Source organism: Enterobacter cloacae complex sp. P16RS2 (assembly GCF_014982155.1).
Classification (GTDB): Bacteria; Pseudomonadota; Gammaproteobacteria; order Enterobacterales; family Enterobacteriaceae; genus Enterobacter; species Enterobacter cloacae_M.
Genome location: NZ_JADCKW010000010.1, coordinates 1 through 24,843 on the forward strand (window position 1 = coordinate 1; position 24,843 = coordinate 24,843).

At 51.2% G+C, this 24,843-nt stretch carries 20 protein-coding genes and 4 pseudogenes; 12 read left to right on the forward strand and 12 right to left on the reverse strand.

Going from position 1 to position 24,843, the window contains the following annotated elements:
- Window positions 1–2 precede the first annotated feature (2 nt).
- Complete coding sequence (locus INF68_RS07040; RefSeq protein ID WP_193525292.1) at window positions 3–809, reverse strand: P-loop NTPase fold protein; 807 nt, start codon at window positions 807–809, stop codon at window positions 3–5.
- Window positions 810–1,667: 858 nt separating this feature from the next.
- Between INF68_RS07040 and INF68_RS07045 the strand changes: the two genes are divergently transcribed.
- Together INF68_RS07045 and INF68_RS07050 are read left to right on the forward strand one after the other, a co-directional pair.
- On the forward strand, window positions 1,668–1,964 hold the full coding sequence (locus INF68_RS07045; protein ID WP_023314851.1) for a helix-turn-helix transcriptional regulator: 297 nt from the start codon (window positions 1,668–1,670) through the stop codon (window positions 1,962–1,964).
- Between the two features lie 423 nt (window positions 1,965–2,387).
- On the forward strand, window positions 2,388–3,044 hold the full coding sequence (locus INF68_RS07050) for a TetR/AcrR family transcriptional regulator (protein WP_023280966.1): 657 nt from the start codon (window positions 2,388–2,390) through the stop codon (window positions 3,042–3,044).
- 62 nt (window positions 3,045–3,106) lie between these two features.
- On the opposite strand, the gene INF68_RS07055 is transcribed toward INF68_RS07050, so the two are convergent.
- Window positions 3,107–4,090 carry an MDR family oxidoreductase gene (locus tag INF68_RS07055; RefSeq protein WP_023280857.1) on the reverse strand — a complete coding sequence of 328 codons (984 nt, stop codon included), beginning with the start codon at window positions 4,088–4,090 and terminating at the stop codon, window positions 3,107–3,109.
- A gap of 400 nt (window positions 4,091–4,490) precedes the next feature.
- Between INF68_RS07055 and INF68_RS07060 the strand changes: the two genes are divergently transcribed.
- From INF68_RS07060 to fghA, 5 genes are all read left to right on the forward strand, one after another.
- Window positions 4,491–5,188 (forward strand): IS1 family transposase gene (locus tag INF68_RS07060; RefSeq protein WP_223195083.1). Its coding sequence is split into 2 segments (ribosomal slippage): window positions 4,491–4,740 and window positions 4,740–5,188, totalling 699 coding nucleotides; the frame shifts between segments, so codons are not numbered across the junction.
- Between the two features lie 113 nt (window positions 5,189–5,301).
- The gene (gene frmR / locus INF68_RS07065; protein WP_017384071.1) at window positions 5,302–5,577 is read left to right on the forward strand and encodes a formaldehyde-responsive transcriptional repressor FrmR; all 276 of its coding nucleotides are present in this window, start codon (window positions 5,302–5,304) and stop codon (window positions 5,575–5,577) included.
- A 34-nt stretch (window positions 5,578–5,611) separates the two neighbouring features.
- A complete protein-coding gene (gene frmA / locus INF68_RS07070; protein WP_017384070.1) occupies window positions 5,612–6,721 on the forward strand; it encodes an S-(hydroxymethyl)glutathione dehydrogenase in 1,110 nt (369 codons plus the stop codon).
- Between the two features lie 43 nt (window positions 6,722–6,764).
- Window positions 6,765–7,163, forward strand: a complete 399-nt coding sequence (locus INF68_RS07075; protein ID WP_012561111.1) for a VOC family protein — start codon at window positions 6,765–6,767, stop codon at window positions 7,161–7,163.
- Between the two features lie 64 nt (window positions 7,164–7,227).
- A complete protein-coding gene (gene fghA / locus INF68_RS07080) occupies window positions 7,228–8,064 on the forward strand; it encodes an S-formylglutathione hydrolase (RefSeq protein WP_012561110.1) in 837 nt (278 codons plus the stop codon).
- A gap of 199 nt (window positions 8,065–8,263) precedes the next feature.
- On the opposite strand, the pseudogene INF68_RS07085 reads toward fghA, so the two are convergent.
- Window positions 8,264–9,397: pseudogene (locus tag INF68_RS07085) on the reverse strand (IS3 family transposase).
- Between the two features lie 616 nt (window positions 9,398–10,013).
- Between INF68_RS07085 and INF68_RS07090 the strand changes: the two are divergent.
- A complete protein-coding gene (locus tag INF68_RS07090) occupies window positions 10,014–12,665 on the forward strand; it encodes an excinuclease ABC subunit UvrA (protein ID WP_012561117.1) in 2,652 nt (883 codons plus the stop codon).
- Window positions 12,666–12,736: 71 nt separating this feature from the next.
- Here INF68_RS07090 and INF68_RS07095 read toward each other — a convergent pair.
- Both INF68_RS07095 and INF68_RS07100 read right to left on the reverse strand, forming a co-directional pair.
- A pseudogene (locus tag INF68_RS07095) lies at window positions 12,737–13,036 on the reverse strand (transposase); the annotation flags it as partial.
- Between the two features lie 569 nt (window positions 13,037–13,605).
- On the reverse strand, window positions 13,606–14,739 hold the full coding sequence (locus INF68_RS07100; protein ID WP_022651297.1) for a glutathione-independent formaldehyde dehydrogenase: 1,134 nt from the start codon (window positions 14,737–14,739) through the stop codon (window positions 13,606–13,608).
- A 431-nt stretch (window positions 14,740–15,170) separates the two neighbouring features.
- Here INF68_RS07100 and INF68_RS07105 point away from each other — a divergent pair, with 431 nt between their 5' ends.
- The gene (locus INF68_RS07105; RefSeq protein WP_022649401.1) at window positions 15,171–15,497 is read left to right on the forward strand and encodes a four-helix bundle copper-binding protein; all 327 of its coding nucleotides are present in this window, start codon (window positions 15,171–15,173) and stop codon (window positions 15,495–15,497) included.
- A 447-nt stretch (window positions 15,498–15,944) separates the two neighbouring features.
- Window positions 15,945–16,541, forward strand: a pseudogene (locus tag INF68_RS07110) (LysR substrate-binding domain-containing protein); the annotation flags it as partial.
- Window positions 16,542–16,582: 41 nt separating this feature from the next.
- On the opposite strand, the gene INF68_RS07115 reads toward INF68_RS07110, so the two are convergent.
- The 5 genes from INF68_RS07115 to INF68_RS07135 form a co-directional block, all read right to left on the reverse strand.
- Window positions 16,583–17,242 carry an SDR family oxidoreductase gene (locus tag INF68_RS07115; RefSeq protein ID WP_007897903.1) on the reverse strand — a complete coding sequence of 220 codons (660 nt, stop codon included), beginning with the start codon at window positions 17,240–17,242 and terminating at the stop codon, window positions 16,583–16,585.
- A 294-nt stretch (window positions 17,243–17,536) separates the two neighbouring features.
- A complete protein-coding gene (locus tag INF68_RS07120; protein ID WP_023279881.1) occupies window positions 17,537–18,373 on the reverse strand; it encodes a helix-turn-helix transcriptional regulator in 837 nt (278 codons plus the stop codon).
- A 75-nt stretch (window positions 18,374–18,448) separates the two neighbouring features.
- Window positions 18,449–19,300, reverse strand: coding sequence for a DMT family transporter (locus tag INF68_RS07125; RefSeq protein WP_023279882.1), 852 nt, complete (start codon window positions 19,298–19,300; stop codon window positions 18,449–18,451).
- Between the two features lie 106 nt (window positions 19,301–19,406).
- On the reverse strand, window positions 19,407–20,282 hold the full coding sequence (locus tag INF68_RS07130; RefSeq protein WP_017384065.1) for an MBL fold metallo-hydrolase: 876 nt from the start codon (window positions 20,280–20,282) through the stop codon (window positions 19,407–19,409).
- Between the two features lie 82 nt (window positions 20,283–20,364).
- Window positions 20,365–21,297: a LysR family transcriptional regulator gene (locus INF68_RS07135; protein ID WP_158002126.1), complete on the reverse strand. Its 933-nt coding sequence runs from the start codon at window positions 21,295–21,297 to the stop codon at window positions 20,365–20,367.
- Window positions 21,298–21,557: 260 nt separating this feature from the next.
- Here INF68_RS07135 and INF68_RS07140 point away from each other — a divergent pair, with 260 nt between their 5' ends.
- Together INF68_RS07140 and INF68_RS07145 are read left to right on the forward strand one after the other, a co-directional pair.
- Entirely contained in the window at window positions 21,558–22,682 is a 1,125-nt protein-coding gene (locus tag INF68_RS07140) for an alkene reductase (protein WP_023279877.1), read from the forward strand.
- Between the two features lie 95 nt (window positions 22,683–22,777).
- A complete protein-coding gene (locus tag INF68_RS07145) occupies window positions 22,778–23,086 on the forward strand; it encodes a helix-turn-helix transcriptional regulator (protein ID WP_032415288.1) in 309 nt (102 codons plus the stop codon).
- A 546-nt stretch (window positions 23,087–23,632) separates the two neighbouring features.
- On the opposite strand, the pseudogene INF68_RS07150 reads toward INF68_RS07145, so the two are convergent.
- Together INF68_RS07150 and INF68_RS07155 are read right to left on the reverse strand one after the other, a co-directional pair.
- Window positions 23,633–24,321: pseudogene (locus tag INF68_RS07150) on the reverse strand (IS3 family transposase); the annotation flags it as partial.
- Between the two features lie 90 nt (window positions 24,322–24,411).
- Window positions 24,412–24,840, reverse strand: coding sequence for a hypothetical protein (locus tag INF68_RS07155; RefSeq protein ID WP_017384060.1), 429 nt, complete (start codon window positions 24,838–24,840; stop codon window positions 24,412–24,414).
- Window positions 24,841–24,843 lie beyond the last annotated feature (3 nt).

The window sequence follows — 24,843 nt, forward strand, 5'->3', positions numbered from 1 at the left end:
ATTCAGTGTGCCACTTCACAGAGCTCTTTCACTTTGTCTGCACTGATTCGGTCCAGATTATCAATGATAAGGATGAAGCGATCTCCATGGGAAATGACCTCTTTGGAGGTAAATCCCTGCAGAGCTTCAGCCAGCTCAATAGCTCCGACCTCCTTATTAACTAGCCAAGTCTCTTCAATCCTGTCAGTACTGTTGCGTTTGAACAAATCACCAATACTCGAATACCCTTTCTTTCTGTACCATTCCATGTTCTGCAGGCATGCCAGTCCTGCGACCATAATGGCAGGAGAAAGAAACGCGGCCACCTCAACATAAAAAAGCCACCCTAATAATGACTCCTTGTTAGTAAAATATTGATTAAGGTCTGTTAGCACATAACGAAGCATCTGCATGGAAAGCAATGACAGTAAAATAAAAACGACGGTCAACCAGCTTAGCCTGCTGCTGACCCTCTTGTCGTATTCAACGATGTTACCCAGAGCCAGATTTTTATACTTATCCAACACATCCCGGGAGCCCGGACATTGTAGGCTGACCCCGTGGTGGATGACATCGATAAGCGCTTTTTTAGTTGAGCCATGATGGTAACGTTCTGCATCAAAGTTAATGAACGTAAAATCATCTTTAAGCTTTTTCTGCAGGAACTTCAATATTGTTGACTTACCTGAACCCAGCTCACCTTCCAGACCAATAATATTGACATCAGGTGTCCTGATGATCTGAGCCACATTCTCTGCAACTTTTTCATGACTGCTGCCTCTAAACATATCCTGGTCAGCGGGTGATTCCGTCTGCAATCGTAGAGTCATTCAGCAATTTCCTTCGTTATAACGTAAGATTCTTTCACTATTAGACACAGTACAGAGCCCACAGCAACCAAATGACTGCAGCCGGGGCAGTTTAGTTTTAAGCATGCATAAGCCGATTTCGATGGAATCCCTTTCACACAATAATATTGAATTGAAGCAATGAAAACATTAATGTGTTTGTTGTGACTAGCTGCAGGGGCCTGGAAGAAATTCCAAAGCCTGACAAACCGCAACAGGGCTTGCTCTGCTCCGGTTTTATCCAGTTCATCTTGAAGCCCTTGTTTTTGTTACATATCCCTGCTCACTCTTTCAGCCATTGTTAAGCTTCTTGTGTGTAATCTGCGAATAATACGGATGCAAAATTGATGCAATGGATTATACATACCTACAGCGCACGTTACGCTGAGCTGAATCGAATTTCAGAGAACGTTCTTCGCTATTACCCTGCCCAGCCAGTTGAACACATTTTATCATCCGGCCCCGAGAGTGACATGTTCTCTGCCTGGTACAGCCTTCATCAGAGTCAAACTAGACGTTATTTACAGGCAAAAGAAGACAGCTACAGAGTTTAAGTCTGACATTATTCGTGGCTGTGTCTGCCTTCGGAGTTTTCAGCTTATCCCGATAACAGCGGTTTTGAAAAATTGACGTTTTTTACACCGGTACATTGCCCGAACGCAATCTCCCCCGTAGCGAAATACCGCCCCGCAGAAAATCGTCCATGCTCGGCATGCCCCTGGAACATCAGCATCTTTTCAATAAAGGTTTTACAGCCTATAGTCTGTATAACACAAAATACACCTTACCTGCTGTATTACAGGGCGGTACTCCCTACTCAGTCTGCGAGGCAGGTCACTTATGAATAATCAGTTCCCGATAAAAACGCTGAACCAGCTCAGACCTGTGCTAATCGGGTTTCGCAAAATCAAGGGCTTCACGCAAAAAGATGTGTCTGAGAGGCTTGCCGTAACGCAGCAAACCTATGCCCGCCTGGAAGCAAACCCTGCTAGCGCCAGTATTGATCGTCTGTACAAGGTATTCAGTATTCTGGGCGTAGAAATAACGCTGTCATCTATTTCCCCTTCACCCTTCATTTCCCACACAGAGATGAGGGGGGCATTTGACAGCACTCCCGCCAGACGGGAGAAATGGTGACTATTAGAAGTTTGCTAGTTTTGTCGAATGACGCCAACTACATGTCCGCATCCATCGAGTAGTGGCTTCAAGCCACGATTGTCACTGCCTCCGCTGCCTTTTTCCAGTAACTCTCTCCTTTTAATTCTAATATTTAGGGGTGTCAACGCAAAGCAGAAACGGCACCTTCTTTGCGAGACAGAAATGACCTGTGATTGCCTGGCCGATTTATGGCAGCTAAGTGCGAGAAGCGGATATAGCGAATTCGCCATTGTACGGGATTAGCAGGTTTACTGAAGCAACCTGCGATGGCGTTATGGCAATAGTCAGTCCCCTGTCCAGTCGGCATAGGTGGCCACCTCGTCACCGCCGGGGATAAACTGATTGAAGCCTCCGCGCAAAATCACTTATTCTTTTCCGTTAATAAAATGCAGGAGCAAAGTCATGACTGGCGAAATTCGTGGGCGAGGCAGGCCACGAAAAACAGAGAGTACCTATACAGATACCCGTAATGACCTGATCCGAAGCGGGCTTGAACTGCTCACGCAGAATGGTTTTCTTTCAACGGGAGTCGATGCCATTGTCAAAAATGCCAGTGTTCCTAAAGGCTCATTTTATTACTATTTCAAGAGCAAAGAAGAGTATGCCCAGACTGTTCTGAGCGCCTATGACAGTTTCTTTGTGCATAAACTCCAAAAACATCTGTATGAATCATCCTTCACACCAATGATGCGTCTGGAAAATTTCATCGACGATGCCTGCGACGGCATTAAAAAGTACAATTTCACCCGGGGCTGTCTGGTTGGCAATATGATGCAGGAGAGTCCGGGTCTTCCACTGTCCTTTATCAAACAGCTCCACGAAATACTTGAGCGCTGGCAGGCGCTTGTGGCGTGCTGTCTGTCCGACGCGTTATCTTCGGGCGAAATCCGTTCCGATATGAATAATACGCAACTGGCGGCCATTTTCTGGAGCAGTTGGGAGGGTGCCGTAATGCGTGCCAAACTTTATTGCTCAACCCAGCCTGTGTACGACTTCTGGAGCTATTTCAAAAAGTCAGTACGCTATCAGCCCTCTAAGGACACGGCTGTTGAAAAGTAAAAAAGGGGCCGCAGCCCCTGATAATAATTATCAAACCCAGGCTGAGCCTGGCTTCCACTTCATTAGCTACACTGAATTACTGCCCGGCCACGAATTCCGCCACTCAGAAGTTTTTCGGCCACATTGATGGCATCACTCAGCGGATAAACGGTGGTCAGGCTATCCAGTCTGGACTCCGGTAAATACTGTACCGCCTGCTGCCAGATCGCCGCTCTTTTTTCCTTCGCGAACATGACACTGTCAATCCCTTTCAGCGTGACGCCACGCAGGATAAACGGAGCCACATTCCCCATTAGTTCCATCCCCTGTGCCATGCCGCAGGCTGCAACAATACTGCCATAACGCACCCCGGCGCATACATTGCAGAGCGTATGGCTACCGACTGTATCAATGGCGGCAGCCCAGCGTTCTTTCTGTAACGGTTTTCCGGGACAGGAGAGCTCGGAACGGTTAATAATCTCGTCCACACCGACCGTTTTATAGAGCCAGGCAGCCTCTTCCGGGCGTCCAGTAGACGCCGTAACGCGGTACCCCATTGATGCAAGGATCATGGCCGCAATGCTCCCGACGCCGCCGCTGGCACCGGTAACAAGTACCGGACCATCTTCAGGCTTAATACCATGATTCAGAAGTGCGTCTACGCACAGCATCGCGGTAAACCCAGCTGTTCCGATTGCCATTACGTGTTTGCCGTTAGCGCCAGCCGGGAGCGGCGTCAGCCAGTCTCCATTTACCCGTGCTTTTTCGGATAGTCCGCCCCAGTGTTTTTCCCCAACACCCCAGCCGGTCAGGAGAACCTTATCTCCGGCCTGATATTCGGGATGTGAACTGGCGGACACTGTACCGGTAAAATCAATGCCGGGCACCATGGGAAAGCGTCGGACGATTGGGCCCCGGCCCGTAATGGCCAGTGCGTCTTTGTAGTTGATGGATGAATAGTCAACATTGACCTCCACATCCCCCTGCGGTAGTTCACTTTCAGCGATTTCAGCAAGTTGCGCACTATAGCGTCCATCTGTTTTGTTGATTAATAAAGATTTAAACACGTTCACCTCGTTTGTCCGGGCGTTTACCGTTCAGTCATTAAGTCGTCAATAAATAATATTGACCGATCGTCTAATAATCAACACTACGATCCCAGTGCTTTGCCAGCATTCAAGAAACATTATTCATTTCATGCACTTAAAGCTGTCTTTTTTGACCGACATCAAACTGTATTCTGGTTTATCTGGTGCAGAGGGAAAATCAGCATCCCTGAAGATACATAGCTAATGCTTCAGAACACGGCTGATGATGCGATAAAACAACCAGGCTTTAATGAGTTAGTCTGAGCGGACCTTCGGCTCAGTAAATAGGTCCGCTCCGTGCCAAGAGCAGACGCTGGTAATTCGGGTAATGGTGCCAACTTACTGATTTAGTGTATGATGGTGTTTTTGAGGTGCTCCAGTGGCTTCTGTTTCTATCAGCTGTCCCTCCTGTTCAGCTACTGAAGGCGTGGTGCGTAACGGTAAAAGTACTGCCGGACATCAGCGCTATCTCTGCTCTCACTGCCGTAAAACATGGCAGCTACAGTTCACTTACACCGTCTCTCAGCCCGGTACACACCAGAAAATTATTGATATGGCCATGAATGGCGTCGGATGTCGCGCCAGTGCACGCATTATGGGCGTTGGCCTCAACACGATTTTACGACACTTAAAAAACTCAGGCCGCAGTCGGTAAACTCACGCATACAACCGGGCAGTGACGTCATTGTTTGCGCGGAAATGGACGAACAGTGGGGTTACGTCGGCGCTAAATCACGCCAGCGCTGGTTGTTTTACGCGTATGACAGGATACGGAGGACGGTTGTGGCGCACGTATTCGGTGAACGCACGTTGGTCACGCTGGAGCGTCTTCTGGGCCTGCTGTCGGCCTTTGAGGTCGTGGTATGGATGACGGATGGCTGGCCGCTTTATGAATCACGCCTGAAGGGAGAACTGCACGTTATCAGCAAGCGATATACGCAGCGCATTGAGCGGCATAACCTGAATCTGAGGCAGCATCTGGCAAGGCTGGGCAGGAAGTCACTGTCGTTCTCAAAATCGGTGGAGCTGCATGACAAAGTCATCGGGCATTATCTGAACATAAAACACTATCAGTAAGTTGGAGTCATTACCGGTGCTCTGATATATTTATTATACTATAGTGGGGTATGTGTTGATCTTAATGTAATACTCCCCTATAGTATAAGAAATACAGAGCAGTGAGGTAAGCAATGCCCAGTACTCCTGAAGAGAAAAAAAAGGTCCTAACCCGGGTTCGCCGTATCCGGGGTCAGATTGATGCTCTGGAAAGAGCACTTGAAAGTGGCGCTGAATGCCGTTCCGTTCTCCAGCAAATCGCCGCCGTCCGGGGCGCCGCTAACGGACTGATGGCAGAGGTGCTGGAGAGCCACATACGGGAAACCTTTGACCAGAATGACAGCTACAGTCATGAAGTCAGTAAATCAGTTGACGATACGATTGAGCTGGTTCGTGCCTATCTTAAATAGGTGAGGCCATTATTACATTGAGGATATATTACGTATGAAATCACGTGCCGCTGTTGCATTTGCACCAGGGAAGCCCCTGGAGATTGTTGAAATTGATGTTGCTCCGCCTAAAAAAGGCGAGGTGCTGATTAAAAACACCCACACAGGTGTCTGCCATACCGATGCCTTTACCCTCTCAGGGAATGACCCTGAGGGCGTTTTCCCGGTGGTTCTCGGCCACGAGGGAGCCGGTATCGTCGTTGAAGTTGGTGAAGGCGTCACCAGTGTGAAGCCGGGTGACCATGTTATTCCGCTCTACACCGCTGAATGCGGGGAGTGTGAATTCTGCCAGTCCGGTAAAACGAACCTCTGTGTATCGGTTCGCGAGACTCAGGGCAAAGGACTGATGCCTGACGGGACCACTCGCTTTTCATACAACGGTCAGCCTCTTTACCACTACATGGGATGTTCCACATTCAGTGAATACACCGTTGTGGCCGAGGTTTCTCTGGCAAAAATTAACCCGGAGGCGAACCATGAACACGTCTGCCTGTTGGGTTGTGGCGTGACTACCGGTATTGGCGCCGTCCATAACACGGCTAAAGTGCAGCCGGGCGATTCAGTTGCCATTTTTGGTCTGGGGGCAATTGGTCTGGCTGCGGTACAGGGGGCCCGTCAGGCAAAAGCGGGACGTATTATCGCTATCGATACTAATCCGACAAAATTTGACCTGGCCCGTCAGTTCGGGGCCACTGACTGCATTAACCCGAATGATTATGACAAACCGATTAAAGATGTTCTGCTGGATATCAACAAGTGGGGTATTGACCATACCTTTGAATGTATCGGTAACGTTAACGTCATGCGTGCAGCGCTGGAAAGTGCTCACCGTGGGTGGGGGCAGTCCGTTGTCATTGGTGTCGCAGGGGCCGGACAGGAGATTTCCACCCGTCCTTTCCAGCTGGTCACCGGGCGCGTATGGAAAGGTTCCGCGTTTGGCGGAGTAAAAGGCCGCACTCAGCTCCCCGGTATGGTCGAGGATGCCATGAAGGGGGATATTGACCTTGAGCCATTTGTAACCCATACGATGACACTGGATGAAATCAATGACGCCTTCGAGCTTATGCATGAAGGCAAATCTATCCGGACAGTGATTCATTACTGATCCCATCAGAATTTTAATCAACTCAAACTGAAGGAAGTGGAAAATGACAACTCCGGTAATTTCTGGTGACGGCATCTTTTCTCATGTGTTCATTGGCGCAGCCGATGTCGAGAAATCCTCCGCATTTTACGATGTCGTCCTGGGCACGCTTGGTATCAATAACCTCGGCCCGTTTGGCAACGGCTGGGTACTCTATGGCCGCGAAAAGCCGGCATTTATCATTGCCCGTCCGGGCAACGGTGAAGCACCTTCCGCTAACGGGGTGACTGTCGGCTTCGCTGCTGCCACCCCGGAAGAGGTTGATGCTTTCCATGCTGCCGGCCTTGCCGCCGGTGGAGCTGATGAAGGTCAACCTGGCCCGCGTGGTCACCTTCCCGGGGCCTATGCTGCCTACCTGCGGGATCCGGCGGGTAACAAAATCACGGCGTATACGTTTATCTGACGTCCGGATTTAAAGATACTTCCCCTGGCTTCGGTCAGGGGAAATAACCATGAGATAACGGCTGATGGAACTCATTGAGCAGCATGCCAGCTCTGGCGGCTGGCAAAACGTGTACCGGCATTATTCACAATCCCTTAATTGTGAAATGAATTTCGGTGTGTATCTTCCTCCCAAAGCAGTAACAGAAAAACTGCCGGTACTATACTGGTTGTCGGGCCTGACCTGTACTGAGCAGAATTTCATCACCAAATCAGGTATGCAGCATTATGCAGCCCGGCATAACGTCATCGTTGTTGTCCCGGATACCAGTCCCCGGGGTAATAATGTCCCGGATGCCGACAGTTACGATCTTGGCCAGGGGGCCGGTTTTTATCTGAACGCGACGGAACAGCCGTGGAATGTTCATTACAGGATGTATGACTATATTCTCAGAGAGCTTCCGGATGTCGTCATGAATCATTTTCCTGCAACGGCAAGAAAATCTATATCCGGTCATTCTATGGGAGGGCTGGGTGCTCTGGTGCTGGCTCTGCGAAATCCTGGTGAATATGTGAGCGTATCAGCATTTTCCCCGATAGTATCGCCTTCTCAGGTGCCATGGGGGCAACAGGCATTTAGCGCTTACCTGGGTGAAAACAGAAAAACGTGGGAAGCCTACGATCCAGTCAGCCTCATTTTACAGGGTGAAAAATTACCAGAAATCTTCATTGATCAGGGGCTGAGTGACGCCTTTTATGAAGAGCAACTGCGCACCAAAATCCTTGAGAGAGTATGCAATGAGATGAACCTCAATGCGTCGTTCCGATATCATACTGGATACGACCACAGCTATTATTTCATTTCCAGCTTTATTGGTGAGCACATTGCTTACCATGCCAACAGGCTCAGGCTGTCAGCATGAGTTGATTTCCAGCCTCAGAAAATGTGCTTAATTTTCAGGCCTGAACAGGGCCTGAACCCTGCAGACCTGAGATGTACTGTAACTGAATCGCCACGGATAATCTAGACACTTCCGAGCCGTTGATGGACTGACCCCGCCCCGGTAGACGATCCTGCCCTATAGTTTGGACTGACCCCACGCCTGTAGACAAATCCTGTCCTCACGACGAGGCCTGTTCGAAGGCCTCCGGACTGACGTCGCCGAGGTGGCTGTGGCGCCGGGACCGGTTATAGAAGACTTCAATGTAATCGAAGATCCGCCCGGGCCAGATCCCTGGTTTTATATATGCGTTTTCTGATCCGTTCTTTTTTCAGCGAACTGAAGAACGATTCGGCCACCGCATTATCCCAGCAGTTGCCACGCCGGCTCATGCTCGGCGCCAGGTTATTGGCCCGGTAGAAGCGCTGCCAGTCGTCACTGCCGTACTGGCTGCCCTGATCGCTATGTACGATAACCTCGCTGTCTGGTTTTCGGCGCCAGACCGCCATCATCAGCGCGTCGAGCGCCAGTTCGCGTGAGAGAGTGGGTTTCATCGACCAGCCGACCACATTACGGGCGAAGAGATCGATAACCACCGCCAGATACAGCCAGCCCTGCCAGGTGCGGATATAAGTAATATCGGTGACCCAGACCTGGGTGGCCCGGACAACGGTGAACTGCCGCTGCACGAGATTAGGAGCAACGACTGAAGGCCTGCCAGCGATACGACGTGGCGCTTTATAGCCGCGCACAGCTTTAATCCGGTCCAGTTGCATGATCCGACCCACCCGGTTTCTACCACAGGTTTCCCCGATTTCGTTCAGATCGCCATGAACCCGCCGGTAACCGTATACGCCTCCGCTCAGGGAATATGAGTCGCGGATAAGCATCAGCAGGCGCTGGTTATCTTTATCACGCGCCGAGACAGGGTTATGCAGCCACGCATAGAACCCGGCCCGGGCGACATTCAGTACCCGACACATCGTCATCACACCCCATACAGTTCGGTGCTCATTGATAAAGCGGTACTTCAGTCGGGCTCCTTTGCAAAGTACCGCGCGGCCTTTTTCAGGATATCCCGTTCTTCTTCGGTGCGTTTTAGCTGCGCCCGGAGTTTCAGGATCTCGCTTTTAGCTTCCAGTAAATCCCGGGCATGCTGCTCGCTGTTATCAGGTTTGATAGCCCGTAGCCACTTGTAGAGGCGGTGTGCAGAGACGCCCAGACGCTCAGATACTTAGGCGACGGAATAACCGCGTTCCGTTATCTGACGGACGGCTTCTTCCTTAAATTCAGGTGTAAATCGTGGTGTGCCCATACGCTCCTCCTATACTCAAACTATAGGGCAGGATCGTCTACCGGGGCGGGGTCAGTCCAGGGAGCCGTTAACGACCTGATGGCGGTTGTTCTGGAAAGCTATCTTCGGGAGGAATTCCCCGATACGGGCAAACGAAATGAGTCGCAGAAGAGGTCAATCGACGACACCATTTCGATAGTCCGCTCCTATCTCCGTTAACTCTGCCAGGCAGATGTCTGATGGGGTCTAAAACTGTAATGAAAGGAAATGACATATGAAATCACGTGCATTATTCATCTGTATTTTTTAATTGGTACCCGAAACCGCCTGAGTGTCGCCATCAGCTGGGTCTGGAACCACAGCGTCGCGTACCGGGGAGCCCGCATTATCACGGGAGCCAAATCTCCGGTCCCGGGTACGCCGCCAGCCAGTTCTCATACAGAAGGCGGATCCGCAGGGTACCGCTGAAACTTCAGCGGTGTCCCACATGGTACCACCGGGCCCAGCTTCAGCAATCTGTTTCCAGTCACACAAACGCTTTTTTCGACGGGCTTTCTGATCGAGCGGTCCGGCACACCAGATACCGTCACAAGAGGTGGCCTTATTAAGAGCGGACACACCTAGCACAGGAAATTCTATGGCAAAGAAACTTTTCGGTTATCATCCCATCCTGACTGACGACAACAATTCAGTTGTGATTCGCGGTGCTCGCGAGAACAACCTTAAAGAGGTGGATGTTTCCATTCCGCGCAACGCATTGGTTGTTTTTTCGGGTGTGTCAGGCTCGGGTAAGTCTTCACTGGCCTTTGGCACCATTTATGCTGAGGCGCAACGGCGCTACTTTGAATCGGTTGCCCCCTACGCTCGTCGCCTCATTGATCAGGTCGGGGTTCCGGATGTGGATGCCATTGACGGACTGCCGCCAGCCGTTGCGCTTCAGCAACAACGCGGTGCCAGTAACGCGCGCTCCTCTGTCGGCAGCGTGACCACCTTATCCAGTCTGGTGCGAATGATGTACTCACGGGCGGGCGCTTATCCTGCCGGACAACCGATGCTGTATGCCGAGGATTTTTCTCCCAACACGCCGCAGGGGGCATGCCCTTCTTGCCATGGTCTGGGCCATATCTATGAGGTAACTGAAACACTGATGGTGCCCGATCCCTCACTTAGTATCCGTGAAAAGGCTATTGCTTCCTGGCCCCCGGCCTGGCACGGACAGAATCTGCGGGATATTCTGGTGACGCTGGGGTATGACATCGACACTCCCTGGAAAAATCTGCCAGCGGAAGACCGTCAGTGGATCCTTTTTACCGAAGACACCCCCACTGTACCGGTTTTCCCGGGACTGAGTCCGGAAGATACGCGCGAAGCCGTCAGGAAAAAAATGACGCCGGGTTATATGGGGACCTTCACCGGGGCACGTCGTTATGTGCTACATACCTTCGCCAGCACGCAAAGCGCGTTGATGAGAAAACGAGTCTCCCGTTTTATGGAAGGCAAGCTGTGTCCGGTCTGTCACGGGAAAAGACTGAAGTCAGAATCATTGTCCGTCACCTTTGCCGGTGTGGACATTGGTGAATTTATGCAGATGCCCTTAGACCAGCTGGCGGAATTGCTCCTTCCAATCTCCCGGGGGGATTTCAGTGCCCACCACGCCGGCGCAGATGCCGACAGGGATATCACCCGTCGGGATCTGACAGAGCGTGCTGCATCCGGAAAAGCGGTCCATTCCGATAACGCCGATGTCTGCCGGACATCGGCGTTATCGGAAGAGAAACGACTGGCGGCACAACGGCTGACCGGTGGTGTCATGGCCCGGTTGTATCAGTTGCAGAAGCTGGGGCTGGGTTATCTTACGCTGGACAGAGCAACCCCAACTCTATCTGCAGGAGAGCTTCAGCGACTGCGTCTTGCCACGCAACTCAGTTCGATGCTGTTTGGTGTGGTCTATGTTCTTGATGAACCGTCTGCGGGTCTGCACCCCTCAGACAGTAAAGCGCTTTACGATGCGCTTGAGAACCTTCGTGATGCCGGCAACTCGGTGTTTGTCGTTGAACATGATCTTAACCTGATGCGACGGGCGCAATGGCTTGTTGATGTGGGACCGTCGGCTGGTGAACAGGGAGGACATGTTCTCTACAGTGGTATTCCTGAAGATCTGAAAGCCGTCACCCAATCTCGTACCGCGCGTTATTTATTTGATGAAGTCCGGCCACCACAATCTTTTGCCCGTATCCCATCCGGGTGGCTGAAACTGCAGGGGATCCATCGCCACAATCTTAAGTGGATCGATGTTGATATTCCTCTGGGTGTGCTGACAGCCGTGACGGGAGTCTCTGGCTCCGGTAAATCCAGTCTGATTGCCCAGGCCTTACCGGAACTGGTGCTTTCTTCACTTGGCGGTGAGCCAGAAGACGTGCTTTCCGAAGCCAGCGACGCTGAGGGGCCATCCGTAACGGAGAAAACGTACGGTACCCTGACCGGTGATACCGGACTGGTAAAGCGTCTGGTTCAGGTTGACCAGAAACCGATAGGCAGGACCCCCCGTTCAAACCTGGCGACATATACCGGGTTGTTTGATCCTGTTCGTAAGCTCTTTGCCGGAACGACTGACGCCAAACTCCATCATTACGATGCGGGTCAATTCTCTTTCAATGTGGCAAAAGGCCGCTGTGCAACCTGTGAAGGTGAAGGATTCGTCAGCGTGGAGCTGTTGTTTATGCCGAGCGTGTATGCACCGTGCCCGACCTGCCATGGCGCGCGGTATAACCGGGATACTCTCAGGATCTGCTGGCAGGACAAAAATATCGCGGAGGTCCTGCATATGACGGTGGATGAAGCCAGTCAGTTCTTTGCGACTGAAGAACCAGTGGCTCGTCCCCTCCGTCTGCTGAGTGAAATTGGTCTGGGCTACCTGCGTCTGGGACAACCAGCAACCGAGTTATCCGGAGGGGAGGCGCAAAGGATCAAGCTGGCAACCGAACTACAACGTAGCCAACGTGGCCACACGTTGTATATCCTAGATGAACCGACAACCGGCCTGCATGCTTCAGACGCCGACCGCCTCCTTGTGCAGCTGCAGCGGCTTGTTGATGCAGAAAATACGGTGATAATGATTGAACACGATATGCGGGCGGTTACTCAGGCAGACCAGGTTATCGACATCGGTCCTGGAGCGGGACATGAGGGAGGACGCCTGGTTGCCGCAGGAACTCCCGAACAGGTATCGCAGGTCAAAGAAAGCCGTACCGCACAGTATATTGCCAGGGAACTCTCACGGAACGGTTAAAAAGGGCTGTGTCGTCATTGCGTCAATGGCGGCACATTCCCGGCGTGTTCTGTATCAGTAATCTCCCGCAGGTATAATTTCAGCGCATCCCACTGGTTCAGCGCGTACGCGAACGCCTTCGACAGCTCCGAGTGCCGTGACAGCGTTTTCTGCTTTTCACGCAGCCAGCCCTCCAGCGCGGTCAGCAGCGGTACCGCTTTTTCCTGCCGAATGGCCAGCCGTTCCGCCGCGCTTTTGCCCCGGATGCCCGCCTCGATGCCATACAGCTCGCCGATACGGCACAGCGCTTCGGTCGTGGTGTCAGAGGGCGTCCGCACGTGCACGTCCGCCTGCAACACCCCGCTGAACCCCGCAAGATGCGACTGCGGATGTGTAACGCTGGCGTGATAGAAATTTTAAGTCAGTCATCAGGTGTCCACCTAATTAGGGGTCAGTTTGGATATCGAAAATTATTGTACGTCAAGGTTATTTTTTGACCTCTCTACTTTAGCGGGCCTCAGCCGACGAAACTTATCGGAAGCCGGTACCGGCCAGTCTGACTGAAGATGGAAGCAAAATTAATGCTGTGGGCTACCATACCTTCTTTAACAGGTGATTTGTGAACTGCAACTTCTCGGAACGGGAGTTTGCGCAAGGACCGGAAGTCCGCTTTTCGCTCATAGCGGACCGTTCCTGCGCACATGTCTGCTATGTGGTAGAGGCAGACAATACTTACAGCACAGGGCGTTAATAAATACGGAACAGATCAACCGCAGATGCCTCCTCCTGAATGTATTAATTTTGCTATCTCGTCGGCAAAATCAGGGAACAAGTCTGGATATGGAAGCGCCTGGCAGCTGAAAGTATGAATAATAACGCCCTGACAGGATATTTTATTGCACCCTGTCAAAAGTCATACATTCTTTCCCGGTTTTTGCTTTCTCATACCGGATAACTCTATTTAAGGCTTAAGGATAACCTTCGTCCATCCTTCATCCCGCTCATCGAAGTGCTTATATCCGGCAGGAGCCTCTTCAAGCGAAAGACGATGAGAAATTATTTTGCCCGGACTGGCTTTATCGTGATGGATGAGGCGAGACAGCTGACGGTTATAGGCCTTAACGTTCGCCTGGCCGGTACGGATTGCCTGTCCTTTAAACCAGAAACTCCCAAAATCAAATGGCATCTTACCCTCTCTGGCAAGCTCCGATTCAGCCCCCGGATCCTGAGGAATAAAGACGCCAACCACACCAATTCCCCCGGTTGCTTTCGTCGACGCAACAAGACTGTTCATGGTAACAGAGTTATCTTCATGGCCATGTTTGTTACAGCACTGATAGCCAACACATTCGCAGCCACAATCCGTACCGCGTCCATCCGTCAGGTCGAGAATTTTTTGTACAGCTTCATCGCCAGTAGCATTGATGCCCGTCGCCCCCATTTTTTCAGCCAGAGCCAACCGGTCTGTGTGCGTATCAACCACAAACACCTGTGAAGCACCTTTAATGATCGCCGAATGAGCTGCCATCAAACCGACCGGCCCCGCGCCATAAATGGCCACGCTTTCACCAGGCTTCAATCCGGCAAGTTCTGTTGCATGCCAGCCGGTAGGAAAAATGTCAGAGAGCATCACATAATCATCTTCTTTTTCTGCCGCATCAGGGGGAAGAACAAGGCAGTTAAAGTCGGCAAATGGCACCCGAAGCAGTTCCGCCTGACCTCCCTCCCAGGGACCCATTTCAGCAAAACCATAAGCTGCGCCTGCCGTACCCGGATTGGTAGTGAGACAAAAGCCGGTCAGACCTTTTTCACAGTTTTCGCAAAAACCACATCCCACGTTAAACGGCAGACAAACATAGTCGCCCACCTTAATACGTTCAACGCCTGAGCCAATTTCGACCACTTCACCCAGGTTTTCGTGACCCAGAATCCGTCCCTGTTCAAAGCTGGTCCGGCCCTCATACATGTGCAAGTCCGACCCACAAATGTTGGTGGTGGTGATGCGGACGAGTACATCCGTGGGGCGGACAATTTTCGCATCCGGTACGTCTTTTACTTTTACATCATAAGGACCGTTGTAAATTACTGCTTTCATGATCTTCTCCTTCTTGCGTGCGGAAAGGAAATGCTGCCCCGCGGATTGGGGTATCAATCGAGTTTAGCTGCCATAACAGATCTCGCGATCGGCGAAAGGACGATTAGGATGTTTCTTAACTAAGTGCATTGAAGTCTGTAAGACAGGTACTTACCGATGAAGGCTGCCTGGAAAACGTAAAAACATCACACGTTAATCCGGTTTTTTTAAGCAGGCAAGGGATTACGGACAGCTTTGAGCGAGAAGCGGATAAAGTAAATCTATCTCATTTCTGCATTGTGCCAGAAGTAGACATAGGTGAATTAGGTAACCCTAGAGATGCACTTTGAATCAATGATATGAAATGCTGAAAAGGTAATTAACTAATTCAAAATTTGAATAATCAGTTATCTCTTCCATGCTTAATACGTAACCTTAGCTAAGGAGAAATTATGTTAGACGAATACAAAAAATGCATCGAAGCCTGTTATCTATGTGCAACGGCATGTGATAACTGTGCGGCTTCGTGTCTCGACGAAGAGAATCTGGAGATGATGCGCGAGTGCATAAAACTGGATATGCAGTGTGCAAATATCTGCCGTCTTGCAGCTCAATTCATGACACTAAATAGCGGGTCTGCCCAGGATCTTTGCCGTCTTTGCGCTGATGTTTGTCAGAAGTGCGGTGACGAGTGTGGAAAGCATGAACATGACCATTGTCAGGATTGCTCAAGCGCTTGTCATCACTGCGCCGAACAATGCAGAAAGATGGCCGCCTGAGAAAAACTCAAATTACCAAACCCGCTTCGGCGGGGTTTTATATTCCCGGTAATAAGTCGTAGAAGGATGAGATAGATGAGTTTAAGAGTACGGGCGGGAAATAGATCTACTCGAAAGTACTAGCCTCAATGACAAATTCTGGCACAGATTATTTGATTGGCTCAATGTCCGTTTTCGCTGACAGCGGACTGCACCCCGCCGGGGTGACCGCTTCGTGCCAGAATTGGACGTTTCCAAAATCTGCATGCACTAATCGGTGGAGAGCAGATCTCACTGCATAGCCATGCAGACGCGCAGAAATCATCAGGGGCGTTTGAAAGGTGCCGGAAACAGGCGGGAGGCCGCAGAAACGTGCTGAGGGCGCCTGCGGCGGTGCGCCCAAGGGTTGTTATGTTTAATATGGCAGAACTTTCCTGTCGCTATCATTTTGACGCCCGCTATTCGCTCATAGATATGCCTGTCGCGTTTGCGGCTTTACTTGTTATACCCAACCTGCCTGATTTTTATCGCCAGCATCCCGGAATTGAAATTATCCTGAGCAGCTCAGACCGCCGACGGAATATGCTGCATGATGGCCTGGACTGCATACTGAGGGTGGGGGAGCTGGACGATGGCGACTATATCGCAAAGGAGGTGGGAACCGTTAAAATGACGACCTGCGCCAGTCCTGCGTATCTTGATCAACACGGCACCCCGGAAACAATGGACGAGTTGCAGCAGCATCAGGCCGTCAACTGGATTAACAGCAGCAACAGACAAGTTATGCCCTGGACATTCGGGACGTCAGAGGGCTCCACCGAAATTGAACTTCCAGGCAGGCTTGTCGTGGATAACTCAGAAGCCTACATTGCAGCAGGCCTGGCGGGGCTGGGAATACTACAGGGCATGAATATTTTTTTGCAGCCTTATCTCGATCGCGGGCTGTTGGTAGAGGTTCTGCCAGATAATACGTCCCCGAATCGCAAACTGTAACTTCTGTATCCGCACCGCCATCTCTCCCGAAAAGTACGGGCGTTTACCGACTGGCTGGAAAGTTTATTGTAAACGCCTGGGGGCCTGCAGCCTGCTGGTACGTGCGCTGCCTTTTATCGGCCCGCCAGCTTCTGTATGGCTTCACGGACAGGAGCATCGCCAGACGTCAGCTCAATGATGACGCGGCTGACGGCAGGTTGCTCAATGAGTTCAGCCAGCGTAGCCGCCACGTCATCACGGGGCACGTTACCATACGGGATGGCCAGGCCGGCACGTACATAACCCGTACCAGTCTTATCCTGCAGCGCGCCGGGGCGCAGGATCACCCAGTCAAGCTCGCTTTGTGCTAGTTCCACATCGGCCATTTTTTTAACACGCATATAATTTTCGAATGATTCAGAAGTGGTTTCTCCCCGTGCGGACTCCGGGAATGCAGAAACGAGCAGAAAGCGAGACACACCGGCACTGAGGGCGGCAGCTACCGACTTTTTCAGCCCTTCGCCGTCGACCGCATTGGTCATCTCCTGTCCCCCCTTACCGCCGGCACCGGCAGTAAACACCACTGTATCACTACCTGCAAAGTGCATCGCCAGCGCAGCTGCATCCAGCTCTGTCAGGCTCCCACTGACGGGCTCAGCACCCAGCTCGCCTAGCAATGCCTGCTGCTCTGGCTTACGGTAGAGGGCACGAACAGCATGCCCCCTACCTGAAAGGATCCTGCACAGACGCTGGCCGATTTTGCCTGCACCACCGATAATGAAAACATGAACCACAGTTGTCTCCTTCTGGGGTTATGATGTGTCCGAAATTATAACCTGACATCAGGTCAGTTCCTTTGAGCCTGACCGATTGCACTGCATGCTGCTGCCAGCACCAGACAGCTGGTCAGATACTCAGTTGTTCTTATAGCTGAGAACAACAGCCGTACCGATTTAGCTCTCCCGTCACGATGAGAACTCCTGAACCGGTTACACGCAATGCCGGCCAATATCTTCCGTTATATTCGAAAGATCCACGCAAGTTACTGAAGTGCGAGGGACGCAATGTGTACCTTGAACGAACTGAAGTCAGCGGAACCCTGAAGGTTCGATTCCATAGCGTTCAGAAAACTGCTTGCTGAAGCTCGATAGTGAATTGTAACCCACCCGCCCCGCGACCGTTTTTACCGGCAGCGTCGATGTCATCAGCAGGCGGAGAGCCTCCGCGATACGTGCATCGGCGATAACTGAGCGTAAGCTGGTTGACTCACTGGCCAGGTGGCGCCGAAGCGTGGGGCCACTGAGTCCCGTCAGATCTTCAATTTCAGCAGCACTCCAGGGATGAGCCGGTTTGTCCGCTACCATCTGACGGATTTTCATGGCCAGACTTGGCTGCCGGGCTCGCAGCAAAGCATGGTATCCCATGCCATAAAGCCAGAGCACCACTTCAACCATGGCGTGCAGGGAAAGCGGACGCTTCCCTTCCCGCATTGCGGCTGTCCAGCGGTTAAGGGGTGAAAGAAGAGCTGATACGGAAATGGCTGCGATGCTGCCGGTGTCCTGTGGTGGTGGTGCGGCAAGTAACAGCCTGGCTGCTTCAAGCTGTTCCTCCGCGAGCACCACGCTCAGGGCAACAAACTCACCACTTTGTTCTGAAGGGGCATATTCTATATCGATGCTACGGGCATTCGGGACGACCATAATCTCGCCCGGGATCACCCGGTGCCATTTCTCATTTTCACGATACCGGAATTCTCCTTCCAGCGGGAAGGAAAGGGTCGCACCTTCCACCTCGAACTTCTTTACCTGATGCGTCTGTTCTGCGCGAAGGCAATCGCAGGGAAGTGGAAAACGGGAGCGTGCCAGGGTAAGAAGCTCAGCGAGGAGATCATCAACGGGAGAATCGGAAAAGCTGACTGTTTGCATATTCATCCGGAATTTGACTTTGACCGCTATTATACGTCGCCATATACAAAAGCATACAGCGACGCGTGCGGTTGTCTATTCCCGGATGACAAAAATCAGGCCGATTATAGTTATTGCCATACCCACAAGCATGGGCAATGTAATGGCCTCTCCAAACAGCAACCACGCTTCAGCTGCCGTGAGAATGGGAACCAGGTAAAAGTAAGTAGCGACTTTGGTTGCTTCACCGCTTCGTATCATAAAAATCAGCAACATAATCGCCAGAACCGATACGCCAATAACCAGCCAGCCCAGACCCAGCGCAAATGATAAGCTCCACTGCGTCGGAGCAGATTCGAACATCAGGCTAATTGCACCCATCGATATTGTCAAAGTGACGTACTGTAAAAACGTGTTCGCAAAGATATGTCCATCTCCCTGAGCACGGCGCTGATAAAGCGCTCCGATCGTTACGCCAAATAACCCCAGCATGACCGACCCAAAAGCCACAGGATCCAGTGCAAAACTATGCTGGCCTGGCGAGAGCACCAGGAAAACGCCCGCAAAGCCAATCGCAATACCCAGCCATTTCCGGGGATGCAGGGACTGACGGTGCATGAGTGAAACCAGTATTGCAGTCAGTACCGGCTGCAGGCCGGTGATGAGCGCCACAATGCCTGACGGCATGCCACGATGGATGGCATAAAAGCATCCGCCCAGAAAGAAGCTCTGCAGGAAAAGTCCGACAATCAGGTTGCGAACCATTCCTCTGCCGGACGGAAAACGGGCCCTGAACCCCAGTGTAAGCAGCAGAAGGACCAGACAGGAAAATGCGCCACGCAGGAATAAAAGATGAAACGGCGCGCTGTACTGCACGGTAAATTTGGCTGCGACAAACCCTGACTCCAGAGGAATACAAAAAGCCAGGGCGCAAGAGTAATGAGCCATTTTTTTGTGAGGCAGTGATATTCATAGTATTGCAGGTGGGTTCTTGTCGGGCGATATGAAAGGGGATCTTCCCGGTCACTATTGTGTGCACCGGGAAGGAAGGTGATCAGACTGCGGGTGACCACAGGTCGTAATTCAGTGCGAAGCTGTTACCTTCACGGATAACCTTACCGGTAGTAGGCAGGTTGAAGTGCATACCACTGACAGCCAGGTTATCGCTCGCTGCGCGGTCAAGCACTTTGCTACGGATGGCCGCCGCCGCCGCAGGATCGCTGTCGAACGCGATAGTAACGTCAGGCTGAGCAACCTGAATGTGCGGGAAGTGAACAATATCACCCCAGATGAGCAGCGACTCTTTTTCATCACCCAGCAGATAACCGGTATGTCCTGGTGTATGGCCGAACAGCGGTACAGTCTGAATACCTGGTAAAATCGCTTCCTCGCGGAATGGCACCAGTTTGTCGTCATAAGCGCTGAAGGCGTTCCTTGCTACTTCAAAGAACGGCTTGAATGCGTCAGGCGCGCCAGCGGAAATGGTTTCATCACGCCAGAAAGCGAGTTCTTTCTCATGCACAAACAACTGCTGAACATTGCGGAAAACGGGAGTCTGCAGGGGGCCTGCAAGCCCGCCGATATGGTCAGGATGCGCGTGAGTCAGGAGAAGGGTATCAATCTGAAGCGGGTCAATGCCTGCCGCGGCCAGGGCTACCTGAAGCCGACCGCCCCAGCCATTGATACCTCCGGCACCACTGTCAATCAGGATGGTTCGCTCAGGCGTCTGGATAACGTAGACGTTGATATTAATACGGGGTACTGCTGGCACACCGCGCTTCTGCAGTAAATCCTCGGCACGTGAGCCGTCAATACCAGACAGCAGCTCAAAAGATACGTCCAGATAGCCATCACTCAGCATGGTCACAGTCATGTCACCTACTTTTTTGCGATTGATAGCCGGGGCCTGCCAGTTCAGTTGTGAAGTCATATTGGTCTCCGTTACGATTAGAGGTCATCAGGTTTTACTTTAGCAATAGTAACGAAATTTCTGGTTCGAACTGCTCATCCTGCTACGTAAACCGCTCATTCTTAAAATCCGGAGCACAGCAGGTTATATTGCTTTTGCCTTTCTCATGTAAGGTGTCGGTATTATCTTTACCGGAGCCTGTAATGGACATTATTGGAATTATCATGTCGGCGGGAAAAGCCTCTGACCAGTCCTCAAGCACCCGACAATAGTGTCCCGCCTCAATCCCCGCCAGGGCAGAAGACTCCGGCAGGTAGGCCAGGCCGTAGCCATCTTTTACTGCCTGAAGCATTGGATAAATGCTTGAAAAAGTAAGCTGCCCGTCCACTTTTTTCACAATCTCCCCCTGCCTGACAAATTCCCAGCCATACAGCGGGCCTGTGGGTGACAGACGTATATTGATGCAGTCATGTTTTTCCAGCTGAGAGGGATGTAGCGGCAGACCTCTTTCTGCAAGATAGGTGGACGATCCAATGACGACAAACCGTATGTCCGGTGCGATTCGGACGGCCACCATATCCTTTAATATGTCATCACCAATTCGGACTCCGGCATCAAAATTGCCCTCAACAATGTCGACAAAACCGTTCTGCTGCGACATTTCCACCTTGATATCCGAATATTTTTTTAGTAACGGTGACAATCGTGGCCAGAGACATTCATGAATCATGTGATCTGATACCGTAAGTCTGACCAGCCCAGCCGGTGTATGGCGCAGTCTCTGAAGAGCTGTCACGCCCGCTTCAATGCGCGCAAGACCGGGTTCAAGCGTCAGTAATAATTGTTTACCGGCTTCGGTGACAGCCACCCGCCTGGTTGTACGCATAAGTAACGGCATGCCAACGCGCTCCTCGAGACGACGTATCGTGTGTGAAAGCGTGGATGCCGAGATCCCGAGGCGGACAGCAGCCCGTGAAAAACTGCACTCCTGTGCTACTGCCATGAATGCAACATAGTCATTAAAATCGTGACGCATACCGTTCCCGTTCAGGATCTCCGATAACATTATCAGAACCATTTAGGTTCATGATGCCGATTCTGTGAGCCATCAGGCAACCCCCCCGTTCCGCTCATCCGATCATAATTTTTATAAATCTAGATATTGGTAAATCTCAATATGTGGAATAAAGTGTCGTGGTTCTGCGGCTACATCGGCCGAACGACGACATGCCAGGTCGTAAATGCTGAGACATGGCGTTTCAGTGATATTGAAAATTCGCTATATCAGGATATGTAATGAAGACGAAAAACCTGTTCTCTCCCACCAGACTAGGTCCCTACACCCTGAAGAATCGTGTTGTACTTCCGCCTTTAACCCGCTCACGGAGCTCACAACCGGGTGATATTCCGAACGAACTGATGGCTGAATATTACGCACAGCGCAGCAGTGCCGGGTTTATGGTGACCGAAGGAACACAAATCGAACCTCGTGGGCAGGGTTATGCGTGGACCCCGGGGATCTACAGCTCACGGCAAGTGGAAGGCTGGAAGAAAGTGACGCGGGCAGTGCATGAAAAAGAAGGCATCATTTTTGCCCAGCTCTGGCATGTCGGAAGAGTATCCCATAACTCCCTGCAGCCATGTAACGCCTCGCCTGTCGCTCCGTCGGCGATACCGGCAGGGGAAAACGTTAAGGTATTCATCGAAACCGGGCCGGGAGAGGGTGCGCTGGCTACCGCTTCCTGCCCCCGCGCACTGGAAAAAGAGGAAATTAGTGAGATTGTCAGGATGTACGCCGGGGCAGCTCAGAACGCCCTTGATGCCGGTTTTGACGGTGTGGAAATTCACTGTGCAAATGGATACCTGGTTAACCAGTTCATGTCATCCCATAGCAACAAAAGAGAGGATGAATATGGTGGCTCATTACATAACCGGCTGCGGTTTCTGCGCGAAGTGACGCAGGCTGTCGCTGATGTGGTCGGTAAAGACCGTGTGGGAGTCCGTTTTGCTCCGCTCTTTCAGACCACGGATGAAGTAAGGGTCTATCTTGGCCTGGTGGAAGATGATCCCCATGAAACCTATACCGAAGCCGTTAAAATTCTTGAAGAAATCGGAATAGCCTATATTTCTCTTGCTGAAGCCGACTGGGATGATGCTCCCGAATTGCCTGAAGCATTCAGAGCTGAAGTCCGTAAGTTATTCAGCGGTGTAATTATGTATGCCGGGCGATATACGCAAGAAAAAGCCGAACGGATTATCGGTGCTGGCTGGGGAGACATTATCGGATTTGGCCGCCCGTTCATAGCTAATCCGGATTTACCGCAGCGCCTTTATCATGAATGGCCACTGAATCCGGTCGATCCAACAACCATGTATGGTGGAACGGCAAAAGGCTACACAGATTATCCCGCCTTTGGCTAACCATTCTTATGAGCATCAGCTTTTCAAAAGCTGATGCTTAACGTAGAGAAGTATCGTAACATTGCAATTCCTCAATGCGACAAGTGACAGAGTTTATGCCTGATATTGATTTGAATGACGTGATTAAGGCGCTGGGAAACCCTGTTAGAAGAAAAATTCTGCATATGCTCAAGGAACCGAAAATACACTTCCATCAGCCTTATGCTGATGCGGACGAGTTCGGTGTGTGTGTCAGTATCATTCAGGAAAAGGTCGGGCTCTCACAGTCTACCGTTTCTCTTTACCTCTCAGCTCTTCAACGGGCACAACTTGTTACTTCTCAGCGCATCGGTCCCTGGACGTACTACAAACGTGACAATGATAAAATAAGGGTTGTTCTTGAGTTGCTGAAAAATACAATCTGATACAGGACTGAGCACATTCAGTGTAACAGTACCGGGGGTTCGTACTTGCGATCCCGGCAGGCATTCCATGAAAGCGCACTAATTCCTCAATATCAGGCTGCAGACCGGTCATAAGAGGCTAATAGTTTTGCAAAATATCCACCAGTTTGGGTCAAATCACTCTGTCGGTTGGTGTGCATACTCGGTGCAAGGACCTGCAGATATTTAAGATGGCGGATAGCTTGTTACAGTGCCGCTGATGACATTCCGACCCTGTTGCCGTCCGGGTAAGATAATACCTCTGACAGCGGTCATAAAAGCCCAACATAATTGTCTTTCGAGCCATATATTAATCGCTCATCGCGCTCTCTTTTTCGAAGAGGTGTCACTTAATCATGATCGGTCAGTACAAAAAGACAGTGCTTTTCCAAATTCCGGACGGTTGTATGCGAAAACGGTGAAGCTCAACAAATGGTGTCATCGCTGTGCAATGCTCTGCGGGCTCATTCTTTCAGTTAACTGTTTGGTTACAGCTTCAATGAAGTATTTCAGTTAATTCACAGCGAGGGTTTGAGGAAACCACGCTGTGATTACCCAACGCTCATCCGGAGCATCCGGATTGAACTGTCGCTGGAGCTTGTTGGGCGACACGATACTGGCCTCGCCTTTACATGCCCTCGGGCTCCGGTATCCGACCTGAGCCTTTATCCCGACACGTTTCATCAGTCGCCAGACTCTGTTCACTCCGCACTGTTGCCCGCTGTCCCGCAGATCCAGATGGATTTTGCGATAACCATAGACGCATCCCGATTCCAGCCAGAACTGTTTAATCTGTCCTGTCAGTCTCAGGTCTGCCTGATGGCGTTGTGAATGCGGCTGCTGAAGCCAGGCGTAAAAACCACTGGGATGTTCATCCAGCACCCGACAGAGCAGGCGAACAGGCCAGCAATAGGTGTTGTCACGAATAAAGGCGTACCTCAGTCGGACAGCTTTGCGAAGTACGCCGCGGCTTTTTTTAATATGTCCCGTTCGTCGGTAACCCGCTTCAGCTCTTTCTGAAGACGGCGGATCTCGGCCTGAGCATCTGACTGTTCTTTATTAGTGGAAGAATCCGGACCGTAGTTCTTTATCCAGGCGTAAAGGCTGTGGGTGGTGATATCGAGACGCGTTGCAACGCTGGCAACAGAATAACCGCGATCAACAACCTGTTTGACTGCTTCAATTTTAAACTCTTCAGGATAACGCTTACCGCTCATGGGCACCTCTCTTTAAGTCATCTTAAATGACTCTGAGGTGTCTGTTAAACCTGTGGCGATTCACCTCGCGTCCTTCCGTTCAGTATAGCCTCAGTCCCTGACACCACCCGAGAACGGAATGACGTCCCCTTTCTCCCTCCCGGTGTTGCGTTCAAGCTCCCTGACATACTGCTGTAAAAGTATAAGGTTATGTAACAGCTCTACATTTTCAGCCATCATCTTTTTGATTTCTTCCCTCAGCTCATTTCTCTGACGGCGATACTTTTCTTTCAGCTTGATCTGCTGCTCAATGCCCTGCTCATCAACCGGCGCGGTGCCCTGGCACGTTTTTTTCAGACTGCGGATAGCCTCCCTGACCTGCCTGTACTCAGGACAGTTATAATTCAGGGTGCCGTTTGCCAGCCCCGCTCGTTTTTCCACAGCATACTGGCTGATACGCTCCCCTGATAACATCAGTTCCCTCAGGGCCTGCTCTGCTCTTGCCTGTGTTTTTTTAACCCCCGACTGTTCGTTCGTCATGCT